This window comes from Bacteroides sp. D2 (assembly GCF_025147085.1).
GTDB lineage: Bacteria > Bacteroidota > Bacteroidia > Bacteroidales > Bacteroidaceae > Bacteroides.
Genome location: NZ_CP102261.1, coordinates 5,081,999 through 5,105,385 on the forward strand (window position 1 = coordinate 5,081,999; position 23,387 = coordinate 5,105,385).

The 23,387-nt window shown below is 37.6% G+C and carries 24 protein-coding genes; 12 read left to right on the forward strand and 12 right to left on the reverse strand.

The annotated features are described in order from the left end of the window. Window positions 1-44: 44 nt before the first annotated feature. The 4 genes from NQ505_RS18660 to NQ505_RS18675 are packed head-to-tail and all read left to right on the forward strand — an operon-like array spanning window position 45 to window position 8,859. A complete protein-coding gene (locus tag NQ505_RS18660; RefSeq protein ID WP_008998669.1) occupies window positions 45-4,679 on the forward strand; it encodes a phage tail tape measure protein in 4,635 nt (1,544 codons plus the stop codon). Continuing rightward, window positions 4,676-5,641, forward strand: a complete 966-nt coding sequence (locus NQ505_RS18665; RefSeq protein ID WP_008998670.1) for a hypothetical protein — start codon at window positions 4,676-4,678, stop codon at window positions 5,639-5,641. The genes NQ505_RS18660 and NQ505_RS18665 overlap by 4 nt, the downstream gene beginning before the upstream one ends. Further along, window positions 5,631-8,312, forward strand: a complete 2,682-nt coding sequence (locus NQ505_RS18670; RefSeq protein WP_008998671.1) for a hypothetical protein — start codon at window positions 5,631-5,633, stop codon at window positions 8,310-8,312. Before NQ505_RS18665 ends, NQ505_RS18670 begins: the two co-directional genes overlap by 11 nt. Window positions 8,313-8,328: 16 nt before the next feature. Continuing rightward, window positions 8,329-8,859: a DUF4376 domain-containing protein gene (locus tag NQ505_RS18675; protein ID WP_008998672.1), complete on the forward strand. Its 531-nt coding sequence runs from the start codon at window positions 8,329-8,331 to the stop codon at window positions 8,857-8,859. On the opposite strand, the gene NQ505_RS18680 is transcribed toward NQ505_RS18675, so the two are convergent. From NQ505_RS18680 to NQ505_RS26270, 5 genes are read right to left on the reverse strand one after another with little or no spacing between them, the layout of a single operon-like run. Next, window positions 8,829-9,359, reverse strand: coding sequence for a DUF4376 domain-containing protein (locus NQ505_RS18680; RefSeq protein WP_008998673.1), 531 nt, complete (start codon window positions 9,357-9,359; stop codon window positions 8,829-8,831). The genes NQ505_RS18675 and NQ505_RS18680 overlap by 31 nt on opposite strands. 16 nt (window positions 9,360-9,375) lie before the next feature. After that, on the reverse strand, window positions 9,376-9,792 hold the full coding sequence (locus tag NQ505_RS18685; protein ID WP_008998674.1) for a gp53-like domain-containing protein: 417 nt from the start codon (window positions 9,790-9,792) through the stop codon (window positions 9,376-9,378). 11 nt (window positions 9,793-9,803) lie between these two features. Further along, window positions 9,804-10,214, reverse strand: a complete 411-nt coding sequence (locus NQ505_RS18690) for a gp53-like domain-containing protein (RefSeq protein ID WP_008998675.1) — start codon at window positions 10,212-10,214, stop codon at window positions 9,804-9,806. A gap of 14 nt (window positions 10,215-10,228) precedes the next feature. Continuing rightward, a complete protein-coding gene (locus NQ505_RS18695; protein ID WP_008998676.1) occupies window positions 10,229-10,639 on the reverse strand; it encodes a gp53-like domain-containing protein in 411 nt (136 codons plus the stop codon). Between the two features lie 24 nt (window positions 10,640-10,663). Then, window positions 10,664-10,921: a gp53-like domain-containing protein gene (locus tag NQ505_RS26270; protein WP_008998677.1), complete on the reverse strand. Its 258-nt coding sequence runs from the start codon at window positions 10,919-10,921 to the stop codon at window positions 10,664-10,666. Window positions 10,922-11,134: 213 nt separating this feature from the next. On the opposite strand from NQ505_RS26270, the gene NQ505_RS18700 reads away from it, so the two are divergent. From NQ505_RS18700 to NQ505_RS18735, 8 genes are all read left to right on the forward strand, one after another. Next, a complete protein-coding gene (locus NQ505_RS18700) occupies window positions 11,135-15,133 on the forward strand; it encodes a hypothetical protein (RefSeq protein WP_008998679.1) in 3,999 nt (1,332 codons plus the stop codon). A gap of 11 nt (window positions 15,134-15,144) precedes the next feature. Next, window positions 15,145-15,468 (forward strand): hypothetical protein, encoded by a 324-nt coding sequence (locus tag NQ505_RS18705; protein WP_008998680.1) that lies wholly within the window; start codon window positions 15,145-15,147, stop codon window positions 15,466-15,468. Then, window positions 15,465-15,731 carry a hypothetical protein gene (locus NQ505_RS18710; protein WP_008998681.1) on the forward strand — a complete coding sequence of 89 codons (267 nt, stop codon included), beginning with the start codon at window positions 15,465-15,467 and terminating at the stop codon, window positions 15,729-15,731. Before NQ505_RS18705 ends, NQ505_RS18710 begins: the two co-directional genes overlap by 4 nt. Before the next feature lie 10 nt (window positions 15,732-15,741). Continuing rightward, window positions 15,742-16,092: a hypothetical protein gene (locus NQ505_RS18715; RefSeq protein ID WP_008998682.1), complete on the forward strand. Its 351-nt coding sequence runs from the start codon at window positions 15,742-15,744 to the stop codon at window positions 16,090-16,092. 20 nt (window positions 16,093-16,112) lie between these two features. Then, window positions 16,113-16,607 (forward strand): N-acetylmuramoyl-L-alanine amidase, encoded by a 495-nt coding sequence (locus NQ505_RS18720; RefSeq protein ID WP_008998683.1) that lies wholly within the window; start codon window positions 16,113-16,115, stop codon window positions 16,605-16,607. After that, window positions 16,604-17,107 (forward strand): hypothetical protein, encoded by a 504-nt coding sequence (locus NQ505_RS18725; RefSeq protein ID WP_008998684.1) that lies wholly within the window; start codon window positions 16,604-16,606, stop codon window positions 17,105-17,107. Before NQ505_RS18720 ends, NQ505_RS18725 begins: the two co-directional genes overlap by 4 nt. 113 nt (window positions 17,108-17,220) lie before the next feature. Further along, window positions 17,221-18,132: a hypothetical protein gene (locus NQ505_RS18730; RefSeq protein WP_008998685.1), complete on the forward strand. Its 912-nt coding sequence runs from the start codon at window positions 17,221-17,223 to the stop codon at window positions 18,130-18,132. Window positions 18,133-18,283: 151 nt separating this feature from the next. Beyond that, window positions 18,284-19,588 (forward strand): AbiH family protein, encoded by a 1,305-nt coding sequence (locus NQ505_RS18735; RefSeq protein WP_008998686.1) that lies wholly within the window; start codon window positions 18,284-18,286, stop codon window positions 19,586-19,588. Window positions 19,589-19,598: 10 nt separating this feature from the next. On the opposite strand, the gene NQ505_RS18740 is transcribed toward NQ505_RS18735, so the two are convergent. The 7 genes from NQ505_RS18740 to NQ505_RS18770 all read right to left on the reverse strand — a co-directional run bounded on the left by NQ505_RS18740 (window position 19,599) and on the right by NQ505_RS18770 (window position 23,363). After that, window positions 19,599-19,886, reverse strand: a complete 288-nt coding sequence (locus tag NQ505_RS18740; protein WP_008998687.1) for a hypothetical protein — start codon at window positions 19,884-19,886, stop codon at window positions 19,599-19,601. 104 nt (window positions 19,887-19,990) lie between these two features. After that, entirely contained in the window at window positions 19,991-20,395 is a 405-nt protein-coding gene (locus NQ505_RS18745; RefSeq protein ID WP_008998688.1) for a VRR-NUC domain-containing protein, read from the reverse strand. 61 nt (window positions 20,396-20,456) lie between these two features. Then, window positions 20,457-20,891, reverse strand: a complete 435-nt coding sequence (locus NQ505_RS18750; RefSeq protein WP_032853453.1) for a zinc-finger-containing protein — start codon at window positions 20,889-20,891, stop codon at window positions 20,457-20,459. A gap of 147 nt (window positions 20,892-21,038) precedes the next feature. Beyond that, window positions 21,039-21,452: a YopX family protein gene (locus tag NQ505_RS18755; protein WP_008998690.1), complete on the reverse strand. Its 414-nt coding sequence runs from the start codon at window positions 21,450-21,452 to the stop codon at window positions 21,039-21,041. 30 nt (window positions 21,453-21,482) lie between these two features. Further along, the gene (locus tag NQ505_RS18760) at window positions 21,483-21,680 is read right to left on the reverse strand and encodes a hypothetical protein (protein WP_138301452.1); all 198 of its coding nucleotides are present in this window, start codon (window positions 21,678-21,680) and stop codon (window positions 21,483-21,485) included. Window positions 21,681-21,917: 237 nt separating this feature from the next. Continuing rightward, complete coding sequence (locus NQ505_RS18765) at window positions 21,918-22,673, reverse strand: DNA-methyltransferase (RefSeq protein ID WP_008998692.1); 756 nt, start codon at window positions 22,671-22,673, stop codon at window positions 21,918-21,920. Window positions 22,674-22,715: 42 nt separating this feature from the next. Continuing rightward, window positions 22,716-23,363 (reverse strand): DUF3560 domain-containing protein, encoded by a 648-nt coding sequence (locus NQ505_RS18770; protein WP_008998693.1) that lies wholly within the window; start codon window positions 23,361-23,363, stop codon window positions 22,716-22,718. Window positions 23,364-23,387: the final 24 nt, after the last annotated feature.

Consider the following 23,387-nt stretch of genomic DNA (forward strand, 5'->3'; position numbering starts at 1 on the left):
AGCCAAATTTTGGCTCCTCTTTATATTTTAAGAATAAATGCTATATGGGTATTCAGAACAAAGATGGAGCGTTGTATTTCGCAACAGGCATAGATAATTCAGGACTATATTCCGGGCGTCAGGAAGCGATGGGAATCATTAAGGCAATGGCCAGTGAAATTACCGCTTTCGATGTATTCGGTGGGATCGGCATTAGTGCAGGTATCGCATTTGCCAGAGCTGCCAAAGGTGCATACGACTTTGAAAAACAATTTCAACAAAGCATGAAAGAAGTTGCTACTCTTTCAAATGGAATTAAAGGCAGCTTAACGGATTACATGAATCAAGTTATGGAGATAACTCGTACTATTCCCGTTGAAGCAAACGAAGCAGCCAAAGCTCTCTATCAGATCGTATCTGCCGGACATGATGGAGCCAACGGAATGAAAGTGTTGGAAGCATCCGCAAAAGCTGCTGTTGGTGGAGTAACCGATACTGCTACTGCAGCTGATGCTATTACTACAGTTCTAAATGCTTATAAATTGGATGCTTCTAAAGCCCAGGAAGTTTCGGACCAGTTATTTACCACCGTTCGATTAGGTAAGACTGATTTTGGTCAACTAGGCAAAAGTATAGCCCAAGCAGCACCTATTGCTGCATCATTTGGCATTGATATAAAAGAAGTCCTGGGCGCAGTAGCATCAATCACCAAACAAGGTGTTCCCACTTCGGAAGCAATGACGAAAATACGTGCTGCTATCTTAGGTACAGCCAACCAGTTGGGAGACGCTGCATTCAAAGGACGTACTTTCCAAGAAGCATTACAACTTATTTATGACAAAGCAGGTGGTTCATCAACCAAAATGAAAGAATTGTTGGGTACCGATGAAGCACTCCAAGCCGCTTTAATGCTTACTGGTGAAAAGGCCAAGGAAGCAGCTTCCGATCTAGACGAAGTTAATAATTCTGCCGGTGCAGCAGAAGCAGCCTTTAAAGAAATGGCTTCATCTGCCGAAAATCAAATGAAACTACTTGGCAATAATATAACAGCTACCCTTCGTCCCCTTGGAAAAGAGATTTTAAAAGAAGTATCTTCTATTGCTACTTCTTTTAACAAAGCCTTCGAAAATGGAGATGCACAAGAATCATTAAGAATATTGGGAACATTGATAGTGACACTTACTAGTGCTTTTATTGGCTATAAAGGTTCTATTATAGCTATAAATGCTGTTAAGAAAATACATATTTCATTGCTTGAAATGGAAAAATATGAAATGACATTGTACCAGAAAGCTGTTGAAGCCGGAACTGTATCTGAAAATGTCCTTACTGCTGCCCAAGTAAAACAGATGGCTACAAGGAAAGCAATGATTACAACAATTAAAATGCATACGGCTTCCCTATTAAAGAATACTGCAGCCATGTTGGCAAATCCCTATATTTTAGCAGCTGCAGCTGCTGCAACTCTCGGATATGCAATTTATAAGTATGCTACCCGTGCAACTGCTGCAGAGAAAGCACAATACCGATTCAATAAAACAGTAAAAGAAAGCCAACAAAGAGCAGAAGATTATAAGAATAAGATTCAAGGTCTTGTCTCTATAGCACGAAGCGATGCGGCTGCCACTACAGAAAGATATAAGGCTCTGCTTCAACTGCAACGTTTAATGAAGTCCGTTTTTAAAGATATGGACTTGAAGAAGTTGAAAGATATGGATGACTTAGAATTAACCAATAAAATAGCAGAAGCAGAAGCAAGAAGAAATGTTGTTATAGCTAAGACTAATTTAGTTATGGCAAAACAACGCTTACAAAAAATAGACAACCAAATCATCCTAACAAATAACAGAAATGGGTATACTGGTGCATTAAAAGAAGATAGAGAAGCTGTTGCTAAAGAAGTGGATTTGTTACAAGGTGAGGTTGACAGAGCAGTAAAGGTACATTCTATATCTATTAAGGCTCATGTACAATCCCAAAAAGAAGCCGCTACTCAAAATAAAGCCTTTTGGACCAAGCAAAAAGATGATGCAACGAAAGCACTAGATTCAATAGCTTCGGCTCAAAAGAAATTGATGGATGCTGGAAATTTCAAAGGGATTGATGCTACTGTCGTTACTGCCTACAAAGAAAACATCAAAAAGCTAAAAGAAGCAGAGAAAGAGTTAAAAGTTTATGATTCATTTTCCAAGCAAGATGATAAGGCACAAAAATTACGTGAAGAACAAGAAAAATATAAACTCCTGTTAGAGAAACAGAAGTTTGACCAGGAACGAATGAAAGAAGATTCAGCAAATGAACTTGAACAGATTGAAATCAATAAACTTAAAGAAAGCAGTGAAAAGGTTCTAAGGCAAAGAGCACTCAATCATCGGCTAGAATTACAGGCTATTAAGCGCGAAACCGAGGATAAGAAACGGAAAGTAATAGAAGATGCACGAGCTGCTTTTGAAATCAATCCTCAAAATAAAAAGAAGGTTTTTAATGCAGATGTTTTCATCAATTCAGAATCTACGAAAAAACTGTTTGCTTCATTCGATAATATAGCAAAAGAAGCTACAATCGCTACCAATACAAAGTTTGATCGCGGAGATGATTTATCTGACCTGTTGAATCAGTATCAGGATTATACAGACCAGCGTCTTGCGATTGAACGAAAATTTAATGAGGATATTGCAACGTTACAGGAACAGCGTAAACAAGCTACGAAGAATGGAGATACAAATCAGGTAGAACAGATAGACCGTTCCATTGCTCAAGCAACGAAAAATAAGGGAATGGAGTTAATGAAACTGGACTACGATAAGTTGAAAGAATCCCCAGAATATGTTCGCGCCTTCGAAAACTTGAAAGAAACTTCTTCCGAAACTCTTAATTCCCTTTTAACGCAATTAGAGAATGCAAAGAGTACAGCGGCACAAGTTCTATCTCCTGATCAACTTCGCGAATATACGAGTACAATTCAATCCATCATGGACGAATTGGATTCCCGTAATCCGTTTCAGTCATTATCTGATAAGAAGAAAGAACTAGCGGAAGCTGAAGAAGAGCTAGCCAATGCGCAAATCGAGTTAGAAAATGCTCGGATAAAAGCCGAGGCTGTGAAAGGAGGTGCTAAATTTGAGAATGGGATCAAATCCTCTAAATACAATCCGGAAACAGGTAAAATAGAATCGACTAAAGCCTATTTATCCGAAGCGCAGGCCTTGGAGCAAGTTAAAAAGAAAACTGAAAACTACAACGCAGCAAAAGATAAGGTTGTCAAGAAATACAACCAAGTTAAAAAGGCAGAGAAAGAAGTCAGAGCACAGATATCAGAACTAGCGGACACAATAGATGAACTTGGAAAAACGATCGGTGGACCTGCTGGAGAAATTATCTCTTTGATTGGTAATATCGGAGCATTTACAATGACTGCTATGTCTGGCGTTGAATCAGCAGCAAATACATCAGCGAACGCTATTAGTACAGTTGAAAAAGCGTCTGTTATTCTTGCGATTATTGGCGCAGCAATGCAGGTAGCAATGAAAATCTTTGATTTGTTCGGCAAAGACGATACAACGGAGAAATACGAGAAAGCGAAAGAAACGTATGAGTCTTATATCAGTATTCTTGATAGAGTAATCGAAAAGCAACTGGAATTAGCTGAAACTCTTACAGGAGATAATGCCAATGCAGCCTATGAAAAAGCGCTTAAAATGGTAAAATTGCAAAGTGAAAATGCTAGGGTTTTAGGACAACAGTATCTAAATTCTGGTGCATCTGGAAAATCACACTCGAAGGGATATAGTGAAGTTGAAGATATGTCCTGGGAAGGTTGGAAACAAGCAGCGGACACACTAGGAATGTCTATTGATGATTTCAAAAAGAAAATGGGCGGACGTATGACCGGTCTATTTGATTTGACAGATGATCAACTTGCAAAGCTTCAGGAGAATGCAGGCATATTTTGGTCACAACTAGATTCCGATACACAAAAATTTGCCGATCAAATAGCAAATGGTGTCGCAAAGGTTGCGGAAGTATTAGAACAACAAATTGCTGATACGACTCTTATTGATTACAGTTCTCTCCGCTCTGACTTCCAAGACTTGCTTACTGATATGGACGCCGATAGTGCTGATTTTGCAGACAACTTCGAAGAATATATGAGAAATGCCATTCTTAATTCCATGCTTAAGGAGGATTATATGGACCGGTTGATTGAATGGAGGGAAAAGCTATATAATGCAATGGATGATGGTATGACCGAGGATGAATATAATGCATTGAAAGCCGAAGGCCAACAGATTGCCAATGAAATGAAAGCTAAACGAGATGCATTATCAGAAATATATGGTTTTGGCAAAGATGATGATGAAGAACGTGAGGCATCAAAGAAAGGATTTGCTTCTATGTCGCAAGACTCTGCAGATAAGCTAGACGGTAGTTTTGCTGTTATGATCTCTCATACATATTCAATTAATGAAGGTGTAAAGCATCTCCAGTCTAATTCGGATAAAATAGCGGAAAAACTCGCATATCTTTCAAATTTGGATAAATATATGGGAGAAATAATGAAATACAATGATATTGTTATCACTTATCTATCTGATATAAGCAGCCATACAGCACGGCTTGAAGCGATTGAAAAAGCCATAGAGTCTATAAAGCTGGGTATTGATACATTAAACACAAAAGGCATAATACTGAAGCGATGAAAGGACAATTACTAATAGATGAATTAGATATGTATACCAAACACGGTATTTCAATTATAAAGGGGAGCTACAATAATCTTGTTGCCTTCCCTACTTTGAAAGATCCGGAGAAAAACGACTGGCCGGAGGAAGACGGACAAGAATTTGATCTTTCTGTGGTTGCCCTCGACACAAGCGAAATTAGTATAGAATTTGGCTTTAGAGATGACTTGGGATTTGGTGGATTAATAGCGCTCCTTTCCGATATGGGATACCATAATTTCCGTTTTCCGATTCTTGGTAAAACATATCGTTTACGTTTGTTATCACAGAATAGCTATACAATTTATCCTAGACTTGAAATAGCGAAGATAGTTTTTGCAAACGATTTTCCTCATGAAGCAAATTATGAATATCAGGACCCTGTTAATTCTATCGCTATGCCAAAGGGTTATGAAATAGACAATAAAGATTTGTCCGATTATGGCGTAATAGTTCTTCCAGGTAGTAATGCCGAGATATTGAAAACTCCGGCAGTAAAAAAGAACCTATTGCAGAATTTCAAACGTCAAGATGGAGCAATCTATGACGGTGAAGTTGTGAAATTCCAAACCAAAGAAGTATCTCTCAAATGCCTGATGCGGACCGGGACGATTGAAGCGTTCTGGCGTAATCGCAATGCCCTACTCTATGATCTCACAAAACTGTCTGCTAAGGTCGATGATGAAGGATATGAGTATTCTGATGCTGAACGTATATTTTATTGTGATGAGTGGAGTGAAAGCTATCCTTGCTATTATAAGAGTTGCCAGACAAACAATTTTCTTCTTAATAATGGGGTATGGTGGGAATTTACCTTGAAACTTGTATTTACTAGTTTCCGGATTGGAGAAACAGATTTCCTGCTTGCATCCGAAGCAGGAGAATTTATCATAACAGAAGATGGAATATTTTATATTGACTTAAAAAATTATGCCAATTAAAAAGAAAAAAATCAGCGAATTAACGCTTGCTGATAGCATGGTAGGATTGTACACTATTGGCGTTAAAATGGTGAATGGCGTACAAACAAGTGTAAAAGTTAGTCTTGAATTCATAAAGAAAGCCTATGATGACGTAGTTGCAGCAACAAAGAAGGCCAATGACGCAGCAAAGGCGGCTGATGATTCCCGAACCCAAATAGAAGCGAATGAAGATACTCGACAACGCAATGAAGCTACTCGTATCGATGCTGAAAGAAATCGTTCAAATGAAGAACAAGCCCGGTCAGCTGCAGAATCAGTACGTATCATAAATGAGAATACCCGTAAAGCAGAGGAAGCAGCTCGTGCGACCGCTGAAGGGCAACGTGTATCTGCAGAACTTAGCCGCGTTGAAACAGAAAATAAACGAGTGTCAGATGAACAAGCACGTAAAAATAATGAAGATGCACGTAAGACCGCTGAAACAGGACGTTCTTCTGCAGAATCGGAACGTGTGAAGGAAGAAGACAAACGAAAAGCGGCTGAAACAACACGTTCTACAGCTGAAACAGATCGCGTAACAGCCGAAGATGAACGAAAAGAAGCCGAATCCACGAGAGAAACGAATGAAACTGCACGTGTGACAGCCGAAGATAATCGCGTTACTGTCGAATCTGAACGCGTATCTGCTGAAACAGACCGTAAATCAGCGGAGACAGCCCGAGTATCAGAAGAAAACAAAAGAAAGTCCGCTGAAACAGAACGTAAATCAGCGGAGACAGCCCGAGTATCCGAAGAAAATAAAAGAAAGCAAAATGAAGATACCCGCAAAGCTGCAGAAGATACTCGTTCCTCAAATGAGACTAGGCGTGTCTCTGCTGAAACAGAACGTGTAGAAGCCGAATCCCAACGTAAGTCAGAGTATAGCGGTATTATACAAGAAATGACATCTGCTACAGGTGATGCTACCGCACAACTAGAACTTGTAAAAAAAGCTACGAATGATGCAAATGCTGCCAAAAACGCATCAGTTGAACAGACTGCTCTTGCAAAGAAAGCTACTAATGACGCTAACGCAGCAATTATAAGTATTAATGCTGCCAAAGAAGAAACCCAACAAGCAACAGAAGAGGCTAACGCTGCCAAAGTTGCATCGGAAGCCCAAACAGCTTTAGCGAAAAAAGCTACTGATGATGCTAATACAGCCAAAAACGCATCAGTAGCGCAAACAGCTCTTGCTAAAGCTGCCACAGATAACGCAAATGCGGCAGCACAGGCCGCCAATAACGCAGTTTCTGGAGTTGATGCTAAAGTAAAAGCTGCAGTAGATGCACTTGTAGCTGGAGCACCGGAAGCCCTCGACACGCTTATTGAATTGGCTAATGCCCTTAATAATGATCCGAACTTCGCCGCTACCATGGCAACAGAGTTAGGGAAGAAAATCAACGTTTCCGATATTGTCAACAACCTAACAAGTGGTGGTACTGGCAAGGTCCTTTCTGCCGAACAAGGGAAGGTTTTGAAAGCAGCTTTGGATACACATAACCATGCAGGAATATACGAACCTGTATTCTCAAAAAATACAGCTTTCAATAAGAACTTTGGCACAACTTCCGGAACTGTTTGCCAAGGAAATGATAGTCGACTAAGTGACGCACGTACACCTAAAGCGCATACTCACAAAGTATCAGAGATTAGCGACTTTCCTACTTCCATGCCAGCAAGTGATGTTCCTGCATGGGCGAAGGCTGCAAGTAAACCATCCTATACAGCTTCCGAGGTTGGTGCGTCCCCATCGAATCATACTCATACAGGGGTCTATCAGCCAGTAGGAAGTTATGCAGCGAGTTCGCATAAACACGAAGCAACGGATATTACTCCGGATAGTACTCATCGCTTTGTTACTGATGCAGAAAAAAGCACTTGGAATGGTAAAGCTGCAGGTAATCATAACCACGATTCCGCATATCAACCTAAAGGTAGTTATGCAGCTTCATCACATAAGCATACAGCAACAGATATTACAGACGATTCTACACATCGTTTTGTCACAGATTCAGAAAAATCTACTTGGAATAGTAAAGCCGCCGGTAATCACAACCACGATTCAGCATACCAACCCAAGGGTAATTATGCATCAAGTTCTCATAATCATACAGCATCGGACATTAAAGAAGATGAAACGCATCGTTTTATGACGGATGAAGAACGTACAAAACTTAGTGGAATAGCCTCTGGAGCTAATAATTACTCTCATCCGGCTTCTCATCCAGCATCAATGATTGAAGAAAGTACTACAAGAAAATTTATGACTGATGCAGAGAAAACTTTACTAAGTTCTCTCGGGACTACGTATGCTTTAGCTGATCTATCGAACGCAATGAGCGTAAACCTATCCTTGAACGGTTATGCAAAATTCAATAATGGATTACTTGTACAATGGGGCAGAGTTGGAGGTTCATCTACAGTTTCGTATAGTGTGACTATGCCTACATCTTTTTATAATACTGAATATAAAATATTTGCAACTGTATATAAGCCTAGTAGTGACTCCGCCGTATATTCATCATCTCCTTTGGCAATAAATAAAACAGTTAGTAGATTTTATTTGAATAGAAATTATGCAAGTGGGGGTACTACTGGATTATCACAAGAATTATGGGACTGGTTTGCGATCGGGCGTTGGAAATAACTAAAAAACAAATATTATGAAGTATTGGAAAAATGGATTCTACGATGAACCGGTAGACGGTTCAGTAGAAATAACGGATGAGCATTACAATCAGCTATTAGATGGGCAGTCTAACGGTTTACTGATAGTTGAAAGTAAGAATGGATACCCGATTTTGGTAGAATATGAGTACGACATTGAAGAAGTGCGAAAAATGAAAATATCTGAAATACAGGTATTTGACAAATCGACAAATGTCAATTCTTTTGATTTATTGGGTAAAAGCATGTGGTTAGATAAAAGTACACGTGTTGGATTATTTAACTCAATTTCGATTGAAAAAAATGCTGGTAAATCAGATACCGTGTTGTGGTATGATGCTATAAAGTATATCATTCCAATTTTTGACGCTTTAGCTATGTTGAATGCCTTAGAATTGTATGCACTCAACTGCTACAATGTGACACAATCGCACATCTCAGCAGTCAAAGCATTGCAGACTATTGAGGAAATCGAAAACTATGATTATACGGTCGGTTATCCGGTGAAACTTAGCTTTCCCGGGTAACCAGTCTTGAAATTGTATGCTTCAATTTCTTCTTTTGTGTATAGCTGATTGATAGAGTTTATATGCCTTTGCGTCACATTATAGCACGCAAGGGCATATAACTCTATCTGTTGCAGCATATTAATGGCCTTCTCGATAGAGAGAATAAACTGCGTATCACCTAGCCAAATACTTGTTTCAGATCGTCCAGTTTCTCTTTCAATACTAATTGAGTTCATAAGTCCTACACGAGTATTCTTATTCAGCCATCCAAATACTCCGTTTATACTGAATTGATTCACTGCTTCAGATGAATCGAACAATCGTAATTCATCAAGTTTTTGCGCCCTGATTTCTTCGATAGTAGCCTCGTGCACAACTAAGATCGGATATCCTTTTTTGCTTTCAACTATGAGTAATCCAGCAGATTGTCCGGCTAATAATTGGCTATAATACTCTTCTGTAATTTCTATAGAACCGTTTACCGGTTCGTCATAAAATCCTTGTTTCCAATACTTCATAATGATTATATTTAGTTTATTTCCAACGTCCTATTGCAATCCAATGAAATTCCGCATTCGATGTTCCGTTTCCTTCCGCTGCATAAGTACATATATAGTTAAAACTAGATTTAGTTTTAGCTAAATAATTAATAACCCAACTTGATAGATCAATTAAATTACCTTTCATAGCACTACACGCCAATGAATAATAATCATCATGGAAAGAAAGTGGTAAAGTAATAGTTCCCTGATATGAACTACCGCCAGTTTTTTTCCCCCATTGAATCATTAGCCCGTCCGGTAGCTTATAATATCCATTTTGAGAGAAGTTCTTTGTTGAAACATTTGAAAAATCTTTCAATGCAGTATTAGTTCCGAGAGAACTTTGCCAAATTACAAGCAATAAAAGTAATACCAATTTTCTACTAAATCTATCCATAATCAAATTCATGTTGTCAATATTTACTTCCATCGTCCAATAGCTATCCAGTCAAATGATCTGATAGAACTGCCTACAGTTATGCTATTATCTGCAAGAAGATACTTTCGCATGACAGCCACATAAGATGCAGCTTTATTATAGGGCAAAGCAGTATATAAAGAGTGTTCATTAGATATTGTTTCCATCGTAGTCACAAGTCGATAGGAGGCATCATAAAAAGAAACAGGGAAATATATAGTCGCACTTCCTGGGGATGAATTTGCCAAGCGCCCCCATTGTATAAGCAGTCCGTCTTCATATTTACGATAGCCGTTTTGTCCAAGATTTTGCGAGTTAATTTGCGCAGATTTTGTTCCGAGAGAACTTTGCAGGAAAATAATCACTAAAATAGCTCCTAATTTTCTACTAAAACAGTTTATATTCAGTTTCATGTCCCAATCTTTTATTATTTCCAACGTCCAATAGCAAACCAATTAAAAGGATATCCTGTTGTGTAAACACCATTTCTATCATTACTCGCGTGCCGTTGTACAACCGTGAAATTTGATTTATTTTTATTATATACCATTACGGCAGAAACCACTACTTCAGAAATGAGTTCAAAACCAGAACATGCTACAACATTGTAAGCTGTATCATAGAAAGAAGCAGGAAGATATATAGTTTTAACATCCCCTATTTTTCCACCGACTCCCCACTGGATCATCAGCCCGTCCGGTAGCTTATAATATCCATTTTGAGAGAAGCTTTTTGTTGAAACATTGGAAAAATCTTTCAACGCTGCATTTGTCCCGAGAGAACTTTGCGCAAAAATGACTACAATAATGGCTACCAATTTTCTACTAAAGTGTACCATTCTTATTCCAGTGTCACAATTATTTTACTTCCAACGACCAATTGCAAACCAGTTTATCCCTTCTGTTGCATAAAGATAGTTTTCAGCGCTCCATGTTGCAGCCGGAACTATGACAAAATAAGAGGTATACTGTGTCTTAATCTTACATGACACAACTGAAATACTATCTACTGTACTATCATAAACTCCAACTATTGCTATGTATTTGTTATCATAAAAAGATGTGGGTAAATAGATACTCCTATTTCTGTATGAAGAAGCTAAATTCCCCCATTGAATCATCAAGCCATCAGGCAGTTTATAATATCCATTCTGTCCGAGGTTCCTTGTAACAACATTGGAAAAATCTTTCAATGCGGCGTTCGTCCCGAGAGAACTTATGTAAAAAATGACCCGCAATAGATAAAATGAATACTATCTTTTTGAATAGATGAATCACTCTGTTCATTACACTTATGTATTTATATTTTATAATATAAATTCAAATCTGGTGATATGATAACTTTGCATAATGGTGATAAGGAAATAGACATTGAAGTAAAGGATGAAAGCTACTCTTATGAAGCTATCATGGGAGAATATACACTCACTTTGTATTTTTCGCATCCGGGATATATTGAAATTCCGGTTGGCTCCTGGTGTGACTTCTACGGGAAGCGTTATTCTTTGAAGAGGGATAGCAATTTCAAGAAGAACGGTGAACGTAACTTCGAATATACTCTGATTCTGGAAACTGGGGAGGCTGATGCTATGCTGTGGAAAGTACGTCATACCGTTGACAGAAGTATTAAATTCTCATATACAGCCAAGCCACATGAACACCTACGTCTACTCGTTGAAAACCTGAACCGTCGGAGTACCGGTTGGAAAGTCGGTGATTGCATTGAAGGAACGGAAAAAGTAATCAACTACAATCACACCTATATTCTTGATGCTTTCAATCAACTTGCAGAACTATATGAAACAGAATGGCAGATCATTGAAGAAACGGTTGAAGGAAAACAAATTAAGACTATCCATCTGCGTAAAGTTGAGTATAACAAGGAGAACCCTTTGAAACTGTCGTATGGTAAAGGCCACGGTTTTAAGGTCGGTGTTGGTCGCGAATCCGGGGAGATACCACCCGAAATAATTTTGGTAGAAACTACAGAACGCAATATTGATTATTCTACATACGGATCTAAGTACCTGTTACTTCCAAAGAATAAGACTATCCGATTTGATGGAATCAAATTTGAGAATGAAGAGGGCTTCGATTCTACTAAGGCGCGTATCTATAAGACCGATGCGGATGGAACTTGTGTCATGCGTGCCGATAAAGAACTTACAACAGCAAAGGAAGATAGTCTGGACTGTACAGCTATTTATCCTTCCCGTGTCGGTACTGTCAGTGCTGTTATTGAAGTGAACAAGAAGAATAACTTCTTTGACTTTGTAGATAAAGACATCCCGGAAGAGTTGAATTTCGAAGATTGTCTCATAGCTGGAGAAAGTATGACTGTCATTTTCCAAACCGGCATGCTTACAGGCAAGGAGTTCGAAGTAAAGTATATCCATGAAGCGAAAGACAAGAAAGAGGCACGTCGATTTGAAATTGTTCCGCAAGAAATCGATGGGATAACAATGCCGGAACCGGAAGTCTGGCGCCCGAAGGTTGGTGATACATACGCAGTGTTCGGAATGCAATTGCCGAAGGCTTATATCTGTAATGACAGCACACAAACAGGTGCGAGCTGGGAAGCTTTCAAGGAAGCAGCAAAATACCTGTATGAACATGAAGATAAAGCATTCATATTTACCGGGACATTGGACGGCATTTGGGCTAAAAAACGCTGGTTGGAGATAGGCGGTAAAATAGTACTCGGAGGGTATGTTGATTTCTATGATACGCAATTTCATCCGGAAGGTTCTCTTATTCGCATGATCGGAATCAAACGCTATATTAATAATCCATATTCTCCGGAAATAGAGTTGTCAAACGAACCAGTCAGTACATCTGTTTCAAGTGATCTGAATAAGATTGAGACGAACAAAGTAGAGGTAGATATCAAGCATAAGGACGCCCTGCAGTTTACTAAGCGTCGGTTCCGGGATGCAAAGGAAACGATGTCCATGCTTGAAGATGCACTGCTGAACTTCTCCGGCTCTGTCAATCCAATAACCGTTTCAACCATGCAACTGCTTGTAGGTGATGAAAGCCTGCAATTCCGTTTTGTCAATTCAAAAACGAATCCAGTTCAGGTATCTCACAATATTACTTATAATGCCAGCACAAGAATACTGAACGCTCCGGCAGGAATCCTTCAGCATTTAACACTCGGCATTAGTTCTCTTTCTTCTTCACATAAGGCAGACGAATATAAGTACTGGGATATGGCTGAATACAATTCTCCGGCATTCATTGACCCGGAAAAGAAATATTATCTATATGCTAAAGTTGGCAAGGAGAATCAAGCTGGAACATTCCTCTTGAGTGAAACAGCTATTAAAATGGAACAGATAGCTGGATATTATCATTTACTCACTGGAGTGCTTAACAGCGAGTATGAAGGTAGTAGAAGTTTTGTTCAGTTATACGGATTTACTGAAATTCTGCCGGGCCGCGTAACAACAGAAAGAATCCTTTCTCCGGATGGTGATACATATTTCGATCTAGTAAAAAGTGAGATAGGCGGTAACATTCAAATTAAAGCCGGTTCCTCCGGATTGGAGAATTTGTCTGAATGGGAAGCAGCTCACAAAGAAATTGAAAATGCTGCGAAGGCGGCGGAACAAGCTAATAATGCAGTTGATGGCTTACATGACTATGTGAATGGGGCATTTGCGGATGGCATTATTACGGAAGCCGAAGCAAAAGCTATTGAAAAGTATATCAATACTGTCAACAATACCAAACAAGCTATCGAAGCGACCTACAATAAGCTATATACGAATGTTTATTTATCAGGGCCTGCAAAGATCGGTTTGCTTAATGCTAAGGTTACATTGATGGGAAGTATTGAGAACCTTATAAATGCTATTAATACGGTCATCACTGACGGACAGACCACTGTAGTGGAAAAAAGAGATGTAGATAATAAGTTTACTCTGTTTAATTCAGCCTTAGCGACTTTCAATACAGCTGTTGAGGAAGCTAATAAGGCAATACAGGATAAACTAAAGGAATATTCCGACGAGGCACTGAAACAAGCGATACAAGCTTTAGAGGACGCTGCAGATGCTGCTAAAGCTGCACAAGAAGCTGCCGATTCAGTCGATGGCTTACATGATTATGTGGATGGCGCATTTGCGGACGGTATCATTGACGGGGCGGAAGCGAAAGCGATAGAGAAGTATTTGAATACAGTCAAAAATACGAAATCTGCCGTTGAAGCGACATATAGCAAACTATATGTAAACACCTATTTGGAAGGTTCTGCAAAAACAGCCTTACTTAATGCCAAGGTTTCCTTATTTGGTGCTATTGATAATCTTATTGCTGCAATAAATACGGTTATTGCAGATGGACAAACGACTATTGAGGAAAAAAAGAATGTAGATGATAAGTTTACTCTATTCAACTCTGCTTTAGCTAGTTTTAATACAGCTGTTGAAGAAGCAAACAAAGCTATTCACGACAAACTGAAAAGCTATTCCGATGAGTGTACAGCCGATTTGAAAGTACTCAATACTCAAATCTCCGCACAAGTAACTCGAGTTGACAGCCTGACGCAGCGGATAGATACTGCAGGTTGGATTACTACAGCTGACGGTAATAAGATATATGCTTCTAAAGAACTGGAAAACGGCAATACGCTTATATCTTATATTAACCAGGCAGCAGGTGAAACGACGATTCATTCATCTAAAATTAATTTGGAAGGTGCTGTTACAATCACCGCACTGCATAGTGATCTGCAGACAATGATTAACTCCAAGATTGATCGAGACGGATTGGGTAAATTAGCATTTGAGGATGCAGTCGAATATGCAAAACTTGGTACTACAATTGTTGTAGGCGGGTATTTGAATACTGATTTGATAAAGGTTCGCAGGATAGATGCTGACTCCGGGTTCATAGGTGGTTTTACTATCGAAAATGGACGTCTCGTTTGGACGCGTTCAGGGTATTTTGGCGGAACATCTCGTAGTTTGAAATTAGGTTCTGGAACGGCAAAAGAAGGCGTTGTTAACGTTACTTTCAATGCAGAAACAGACGGACGTTTTGGGATCGCATCTATTGGTTCCAATTTTGGTGGAGCTTGTATTTATGCTTCCAGGAATCTAAATGCATCAGACAGAAGCTACCCACTGGCTAGTACAACATACGCTGGCTTTTTTGATGGAGGAGTTTATGTGAAAGGTTCTTTATCGAGTGAATTATGCCTTGCCGATAATTTTGGTTGTATTACAAGCCGGAATTCAGATGGAAGTATAAACTATTACCAAGGAATTGATTTTGATTTTGGTAGTAATATGAAGTTCAGAAAAGGACTATTAGTATCAATCGCTTAATATTAATGATTATGAAATTAAATTTAAACAAACCTTTAATAGATTTTAGAGGTAAGGAAGCCATTAAAATAGTCAATGGCAAGGAACAGAAGCAGTTTCTTCGTGATATGGTTTCGGAAGCGCTTTATGCTGCCGGTATGAATCCTCAATCAGGTATGGATATGGCAAAAAAACTACGTGCCTACAATATGCTCCAACAAATCATAAATAACCGAGGAATACTTGAGATTACAACAGAAGACGCTACTCTCTTAAAGGAGATTTGTGCAGATGTCTTTACGGCAGGTGCTTTCGGGCAAATTAATGAACTAATTGAAGGAGGAGGTAAAGAATGAATATTACATCAACTAACAGTACTGCCACAACTAAGGTTACGGACGCTATCAGGATTAAGTACAGAATGTCAACCCGTGGTACCGAAGCGGTGAAAGATATTACTGCCGAGATTGTCAAAGATGAAACGACTGTCGGCTTCTTCAATATTTCGCGAAATGGAGTAACTGGATTCTCGCTACATGAGGCTCATGGGCTAACCTTTGGCGAAGTGAAACAAGTATTTCAGACAGCTATTGATGATTGTAGCGAGGTATTAAAATGAAAGATACGATATGGGAGTAAATGAGTGGATAGCAGTACTGGGAGCAATAGGTGGTACTTCAACAATCACATGGCTTGTAACCTTTTGGGTAAATCGTAAAACAAATGCTCGCAAGGAAGATGCTACGGCTGATAGTATGGAAAATGAGAATGAACGTAAACAGGTTGATTGGTTGGAGAAACGTCTTGCCGAACGTGATGCAAAGATTGATGCAATCTATGTAGAACTCCGTCAGGAACAAGCTGAGAAGCTCCAACTCATCCACGATAAACATGAACTGGAACTTAAACTTAAAGAAGCCGAGATAAAGAAGTGTGATGTGCGTGGTTGTAGTAAACGTCAGCCGCCAAGTGATTATTAATTAAAATGGGAGGAAAAAAAATGAAAACTATTGATGCAATTATCATCCATTGTTCGGCCACGCGTGCCGGACAGGATTTACGAGCCAAAGATATTGACCGGATACACCGGGCTCGGGGATTCAATCAGATTGGTTATAATTTCATTGTTGATCTTGACGGAATAGTTGAGAATGGGCGACCGTTAAGCATTGACGGAGCGCATTGTAATACCAAAGGATTTTCAAAGTCTTCGTATAATAAGCATAGTGTTGGCATCTGTTATATCGGAGGCTTGGACGCATCTGGAAAACCTGCAGATACACGTACTCCAGCTCAAAGGACAGCACTACGCGAATTGGTCGCAAAGCTTTGTAAGGAATATCCTATAATTGAAGTACTCGGACACCGTGATACTTCGCCGGATCTGGACGGCAGTGGTGAAGTAGAGCCGGCAGAATATATCAAGGCTTGTCCCTGCTTCGATGTCAGGAGTGAATTTTCTAATTTTCTTCGTAATACAGTGATCCGGCCATGAAAGCGCTAATCTATATAACCATATTCCTGATGTTGGGAATATGGTTTACCTCCTGCAAGACTTCCCGGAATATGGAAACTCAAAAGCAGGTAGACTATTCCAGTGAATTGAGTCGTATTCAAAGTATAATTGAATCACTACGGCTGGATGTGAATAAGCAGATAAAAATTACTACTGACAAATTGAGTGATTTGAAGATTGAGAATAAAACAGTTTACTTGTCTGCTCCAGATTCAACAGGGAAACAACATCCGATTAAAGAAAGTACTACTACTGCATCCAAGCAGGATCAGGAACGAACAGAAGTTGATGAAACATTGTCTATTACTTTACAGCAGTTCTCAAATCGACTTGATACTATAAGTAATAAGGTTAATGTTTTGCTAAATCAAAAAGAAATTGTCGTAGAACTATCATGGTGGGATTTACACAAAGATAAAATATATGTAATCATTATTTTTATTGCTATAGGGGTGCTTGTGTATATATACCTAAAATAAATATATTTTAGAAGTGGCTATTTTTTGTGTTTCTATGTTTATAAACATAGAAACTTATTTAACGTTGGCAGGTTGTTTTTTTATTTTTGCAAAAAATATTTATTTGAAAAGATATGGATACAAAATCATTTTTTGAAAAGTCTAAAAAACAGCTTAATATATTAAATAAAAAAGGTTGGTTAGCTAATATTTCATCATACAATAATGAATACATTTGTCCTTTGTGTTTGAACAAGTTCACTGCTGAACAAATGGATGAATTGTCACAAGAAGATGCACCACAAGACAAATTAGGAGGTAAAAGAATAGCCTTAACATGTAAAAAATGCAATAATACGTGTGGCTCATCTATGGACTGTTACTTGATAAATAGAATTGAAAACTATGAGAATTCTATTTTTATACCAGGAACAAAAAGGGACGTTAAAGTTAAAGTTGCTGATAAGACTTTTAATGGTCAATTAGAAGTCTGTAGTGATGGGCGAATGATAATGACTAATAGCTTTAAACAGAATAATCCTACTTTATTAAGTGAATATATGAAGCAACTAGCGGAAGATATGGCGCTGTCCATTGAGAATAAAAATAAAAAAGTAGATGATACACGCCTTTCTGTTGCGTTGTTGAAAAATGCATATATCATACTTTTTGCAAAATTCGGTTATACCTTTCTGATGGATGAACTTTATGATACTATAAGAGAGCAGATTGAAAAACCTGATTCAGAAGTTGTTCCTAAGCTATGGAAGATAACTACAGAACGAATGATTCCTGATGGTGTATATTTGATGTCTGATTGCGATGGTTTTTTAGTTTCTTACACCATTAAAAAGAATATTGAGTATTATGTTTTGGTAGCGATACCTTTCCCTAATGTTTCATTTGATGAAATAGTAGCTTATCTTACAACCATTGGACCGAATAAGCCTATGACGTTAAAAAAAATCACTAATAGAGATTATTGGCAAGATGAAAGTGCTATTGAATTATTAAGAAAAGAAATATTTCTAGAAAAAGGAGTATAGGTATTGACTGATGGTAACCAATGATACAGTAAAAGCTATCCCCCCAAAAGCTCCAATAGGAAGAGAGAAGTAATGGCAGAAGAAAATAAATATGCCCATGATTCCGTTCAGGAGTTATGAAATTTTTCATTAACTTAAATAAGTCTCCAGTATGAATAGAATTATAATTATTGGTAACGGTTTTGATTTAGCTCACAATTTAAAGACTGGATATAAAGATTTTATAAATGATTATTGGGATACTGTTGAAGAAGGGATTTATGATAAATACTGGCGGTTGTTAGACCAACAATATGGAGGGGGCAAACACCCTCTTAATGACTATGAAGATCAGTTTATAAAAATTGGAAAAGAATATGATAAAACCGGAGTTAATAAAGTTTGTTCTTCTTATAAAGAAGATAGTCCTTTATGGAAATTGCATACACTAATTGATGAGCATAATAATGATCCTAGTTCAAATGTGACAGTTACTTTAACGTTCACAAATCATTTTTTTGAGCGTATATCTCATCAATGTTCTCTTGTGAATTGGGTAGATATAGAAAATGAATATTATAAGGCATTGAAAGAGCTACTTCAAGAAGAAAATTACCAAAAGCAAAACGAAAGTATCCATACGCTTAATAAAGAGTTTGATAGTGTAAAAAGATTGCTAGAAAAATATTTAACTAGGATTAGTGAAAACACAGAACTGAAAAAACATCAATCTATACAAGATGCTTTTTCAAGTTATGTAGAATTTGAAGAAGTTGCCACTTGTAAGCAAACTGCATTTATTAACTCTTTTTTTTCTAATATGGATATACGTTTTGATTTTGACATTGACCGGCATGGAGATCTTTCATATAATGAATGCTTGACAAAGGATGAAGAACTGAGGTACTATATTGATAAGAAACTTAATAATGACAATTTTAAAAAAGAGAATCTTATACCAAACACCTTGATTCTAAATTTTAATTATACAAAAACGGCAGAAAAATTATATATTAAAAATGGAAATGACAAGATTATTAATATTCATGGAGAGCTTAACAATGAAAATAATCCCATTATATTCGGATATGGTGATGAGCTAGATGATGATTATGAAAGAATAGAGAGATTACAGAATAATGATTTTCTAGAGAATATTAAATCTATACGATACCATAAAACAAGAAATTATAGAAAGCTTTTGGAGTTTGTTGCATTAGGTCCATATCAGGTCTTTATAATGGGGCATTCTTGTGGAAACTCTGATCGGACATTATTAAATACTTTATTTGAGCATGATAACTGCCTATCTATTAAAGTCTTTTATCGACAGTACGAAGATGGGACAGATAATTATATTGATATGATAAAAAATATATCTCGTAATTTTAATAATAAGCCTAATATGCGTGATATAGTTGTTAATCGAGAAAGTTGTTCTCCTTTGGTGCCTGTAAAAAAAGAGGTAGCCGAATAAGCTACCTCTTTCAATTATAAATAGTTTTTTCCCAGTCATCCAACACTGTTACATCCCACCGCGGAAGATCCGGATTAATATAAGTTACTGACCTGCCATACACAGAGAAACTTTTTCCAATAAACTCGTCGATAGCTTCATCTTCCCCTTTTTGAAGACAGATATTCATAAAAACATGCATTTCATTCCAGTTTGTAGGCCCAATGAACAAAGATTCAATCAAGCGGCCTTTAACAGGTACACCGATAACTTGCTCTTTTATCCTATCAACTAAAGAAACTGCTTCTTCAAATGTCATACTTGTAATTTTAGAGCAAAGATATAAAAAATAGATGCCCTCTCCCCTATCATATAAAAGCTATTTCAATCTGTGGAATTTCAGTATTACAAATTTCAATTCTATTAAGAAAGATATTTTCGTAATTCTTCGATTGCCTGTGATGCACTTCGAACTACCACATACTTATTACGACATGATTCCGCTTGTTTTTGAAACTCTTTTTGATATTCTGATTGTTTCCCCACCTTCGTTTTAAACTCTATACAGAGAGAAGCAAAACCCTTTTTGGGAATAAGTACGATCACATCAGAAACACCAGGCTTTACTCCTTGACGTTTCAGGTTAGCAGCTTCACGTATATGACGGCTTCCACCGTTCGGAACGGCAAATATAAGTTTGTCAGGTATATTAGGGAAATATAGAGGAATAAGTTTAAAGAACTCTGTTTGTATTCGAGCTTCCTCGTTATTATGTACTTCTTTAGAGCGCGTAGGATTACGCTGATCTGCATAACAATTATAACACATAAAGTCGGTACCGGTTTTAATAACCGATACCGTTTCTTTTCCGCATAAAATGCACTTTTCTTTAGTCATTTTCGCAATAAGGTGTCTTAGATTCGATTCCATATTTTTGCAGTAACTGTTTACTAACATATATAACCTGTCTACAGGTTTTTTCAGAGAACATTCCGATATGTGTATATTCTTCTGGAAGTTCTAATACAGACGAGAGCCATGTATAAGCTTCTGTTCGCTTCATTAACTTGAATCGCCATATCTTATCGAAATATTCGTGTGCTTCATGTTTGAGCACTCGGAGCTGTTTGTTGGCTAATCTGCCTAAAGCCTGATCGGTTCCTTTATGTACACCAACATAAGCATTGCAGGTACGGCAGATATAAATCATACCGTAAGATTTGCCATATACAATGGAACTATCCATAAATTCTGTATTTTTTCCACAATACGGACAAATTTTGCCTTGTATAATAAGTTTCTGTCTATTGGTGAGTTCGTTCATTTCTAATTAAAAACAAAGCAGAAGAGGTGCTGCATAGCAAGATAGCCTTTAAACTACCTCCCCGAAGGTTCGAACTTCTTGAGCAATGGGAGCAAGCTGCTTGTTTTACTAATGATTGTTCCATTATGATATTCCTTTCTAAATTTGTTATGGGATAATTAATTCGGGATTATCATAGATATTACCAATCACGATAGTATCATCCATTTTTGTAAGATCAGATTGCCCGAAATAGAATAAATTTCGACCATTAGAAAGTTGAAAACGACAATTATCATATAGGATAATAGCTGTATATTCTTCTGGTTCAAAACCAAATGTAATAGTGTGAAGAATATCCCCTTCATAGATTTCTTTTCCGTTCTTGTCGAATAAGCCTGTGAATTGTCCCACAGTTGTAGTTTCTACCTTACTTCTATTAAACATTTCAGTAGCTTCGCATCCATATTGGGAAAGTTTCTTGCTGAAAATAGCCATTTCACCACTTTCGTACTGAATCAAGTCACCAAATATCCATTCGTTATTATATAAGTTTTTACCTCTGAATTTTATTGTTCTCATATTCATTACTATCTTTATGTTATTCGTCAATTACTTCTTATTCTCCTTGCATTTCTTGCAGAGATAAAGCCCTGTATCTTCATCTCTACCCTCTGATTTCCACATATCAGACATACAATTATCGCAATATGTAGCCTCACTTTCATCTTCACATGCTCCACAAAAGTTCTTTCCCTCAATCTCGTAATGACAACCTTCGGAATAACTATCATACAATCTCTTACACACGTCACACATTTCTATCGAATCCGGTAGTATGGGGAAGTGTTCTTGTAGATACCAAATAACAGTACTTGATTGCTCTGGAGTAAGTTTAACTTTATACTCATCACCTAAAGAAATTCCTTCTGGAATATCACCCTACAAAAAGGAATGAAACTCTTGAATCCATTCTAAATCGCTCCAATCACGATTAGAATTATTCTTTTGAAGTTTGATCTCATTCTTATTCATTTCTATCTTGAATTATTGAAATAGTGCTTGCTGCACTTGCGACAATACAAATTTATTCGCATCAGCAAAGAACTTTTTCTTTATCTCGAATCCGTATGCTCTGCGTCCTAGTTGGGCGGCAGCTAATAAGGTAGAACCACTTCCGGCACATGGATCAATTACCACATCACCCTTATCAGTAAATATCTCTATTAACCTACGAAGAAGTGGAACCGGCTTCTGTGTTGGATGTATTTTAGGTGTATCATTGTCTCTTACCCAATCAAAGCAGTTGAATATCATCCGACCATCATTGTTGAACTTTGGAAGTTTTTCACGATAAAAAAGTAAACCGTACTCACAGTTACCTACTACTTTCATGTTTGCTTTTAATACCTGTGCGGAAAAATCTTTCCGGAATACAAGATTGATATAATTATTCAGCCCATATCTTTTACCTAGTTCAATATACCGGAACTGATCCTCAAACTCACAGAAGATTATCATACAAGGCGCCTTAGCTTTATCCTTTGGCTCTTTTACAAGCATCTGGGAACAGAAATGCATAAATTCCGCAGGTCTAAAATCCTTATCAGTATCAAAGAACTCTTTACCCGCCTTATCGCTTTCTCCGTTCTTATTATCACCATCCACATACCATGAGGGATTAGAGGCATAAGCATTATTTCCTAAATTGTAAGGGACATCGGCTATAATTAGTTGAGCTTTAGGAATTCCATAAACTTTATAATTCTGGAAATGATCATTGTATAACTCTATTTCTTTCATATTTAAATTGGCTTGAATTATAGTAGCCCAAAGGCTACCAGATTAAACATCTCCCCACAGTGTCTTTGCGAGTTCGTATTTCTTTTGTAATTCATTTACTTCTTTCTTTGCATAAGTAAGAGCATAAGAATGACTACGCGGGCACTTTCCCGATTTAACGGCTTCGTGATATTTTTGAGCAACTTCAAGTTTATGCTCGTAGAAATCGATACTCTCCGGCATGGATAAATTGATTGTATTTGCACGTTGTTCCCAATATTTAGCTATCCTTTCGTGCTCGGCTGCTTTTTCGTCAAACTGAACACTTTTACCCATATTGTTCCATGCATCATCTATCGCTTTTCTGTGTCGCTTCTCGCTATGATGTCCCACTTTGATAGGTTCACCTAGAGAAAGAAAATCCTTATCTTTATTGGACTTGTTGTAGTATTCACTGCTTTTCTGTACAGCAGATGTAGCCCATTCATGACGACGTTCAGCCCTTTGTTTAGCCCACTCTTGTACATTAAATCCATCAGCCCGTACGATCGAGTAATAATAGAATCCATCACGTTCGTAAATGAGGTTGAAAACAATACATTCATTTTCTTTTCCATACTTGGTTGTAACCTCGATTACTTCTCCTTTTTCATGTTTTTCACTACATTTTGCAAGAAAAACATTTGGTACATATTTACTATACGTATTCATAGTGCCTATAATTATTGATTAAAA

Bases quoted from the DNA above. Each gene is read 5' to 3' on its own strand.
- NQ505_RS18660 (WP_008998669.1), top strand. From the start codon at position 45: ATGGGTATTCAGAACAAAGATGGAGCGTTGTATTTCGCAACAGGCATA.
- NQ505_RS18665 (WP_008998670.1), top strand. From the start codon at position 4,676: ATGAAAGGACAATTACTAATAGATGAATTAGATATGTATACCAAACAC.
- NQ505_RS18670 (WP_008998671.1), top strand. From the start codon at position 5,631: ATGCCAATTAAAAAGAAAAAAATCAGCGAATTAACGCTTGCTGATAGC.
- NQ505_RS18675 (WP_008998672.1), top strand. From the start codon at position 8,329: ATGAAGTATTGGAAAAATGGATTCTACGATGAACCGGTAGACGGTTCA.
- NQ505_RS18680 (WP_008998673.1), bottom strand. From the start codon at position 9,359: ATGAAGTATTGGAAACAAGGATTTTATGACGAACCGGTAAACGGTTCT.
- NQ505_RS18685 (WP_008998674.1), bottom strand. From the start codon at position 9,792: ATGAATTTGATTATGGATAGATTTAGTAGAAAATTGGTATTACTTTTA.
- NQ505_RS18690 (WP_008998675.1), bottom strand. From the start codon at position 10,214: ATGAAACTGAATATAAACTGTTTTAGTAGAAAATTAGGAGCTATTTTA.
- NQ505_RS18695 (WP_008998676.1), bottom strand. From the start codon at position 10,639: ATGGTACACTTTAGTAGAAAATTGGTAGCCATTATTGTAGTCATTTTT.
- NQ505_RS26270 (WP_008998677.1), bottom strand. From the start codon at position 10,921: ATGATTCAATGGGGGAATTTAGCTTCTTCATACAGAAATAGGAGTATC.
- NQ505_RS18700 (WP_008998679.1), top strand. From the start codon at position 11,135: ATGATAACTTTGCATAATGGTGATAAGGAAATAGACATTGAAGTAAAG.
- NQ505_RS18705 (WP_008998680.1), top strand. From the start codon at position 15,145: ATGAAATTAAATTTAAACAAACCTTTAATAGATTTTAGAGGTAAGGAA.
- NQ505_RS18710 (WP_008998681.1), top strand. From the start codon at position 15,465: ATGAATATTACATCAACTAACAGTACTGCCACAACTAAGGTTACGGAC.
- NQ505_RS18715 (WP_008998682.1), top strand. From the start codon at position 15,742: ATGGGAGTAAATGAGTGGATAGCAGTACTGGGAGCAATAGGTGGTACT.
- NQ505_RS18720 (WP_008998683.1), top strand. From the start codon at position 16,113: ATGAAAACTATTGATGCAATTATCATCCATTGTTCGGCCACGCGTGCC.
- NQ505_RS18725 (WP_008998684.1), top strand. From the start codon at position 16,604: ATGAAAGCGCTAATCTATATAACCATATTCCTGATGTTGGGAATATGG.
- NQ505_RS18730 (WP_008998685.1), top strand. From the start codon at position 17,221: ATGGATACAAAATCATTTTTTGAAAAGTCTAAAAAACAGCTTAATATA.
- NQ505_RS18735 (WP_008998686.1), top strand. From the start codon at position 18,284: ATGAATAGAATTATAATTATTGGTAACGGTTTTGATTTAGCTCACAAT.
- NQ505_RS18740 (WP_008998687.1), bottom strand. From the start codon at position 19,886: ATGACATTTGAAGAAGCAGTTTCTTTAGTTGATAGGATAAAAGAGCAA.
- NQ505_RS18745 (WP_008998688.1), bottom strand. From the start codon at position 20,395: ATGTGTTATAATTGTTATGCAGATCAGCGTAATCCTACGCGCTCTAAA.
- NQ505_RS18750 (WP_032853453.1), bottom strand. From the start codon at position 20,891: ATGAACGAACTCACCAATAGACAGAAACTTATTATACAAGGCAAAATT.
- NQ505_RS18755 (WP_008998690.1), bottom strand. From the start codon at position 21,452: ATGAGAACAATAAAATTCAGAGGTAAAAACTTATATAATAACGAATGG.
- NQ505_RS18765 (WP_008998692.1), bottom strand. From the start codon at position 22,673: ATGAAAGAAATAGAGTTATACAATGATCATTTCCAGAATTATAAAGTT.
- NQ505_RS18770 (WP_008998693.1), bottom strand. From the start codon at position 23,363: ATGAATACGTATAGTAAATATGTACCAAATGTTTTTCTTGCAAAATGT.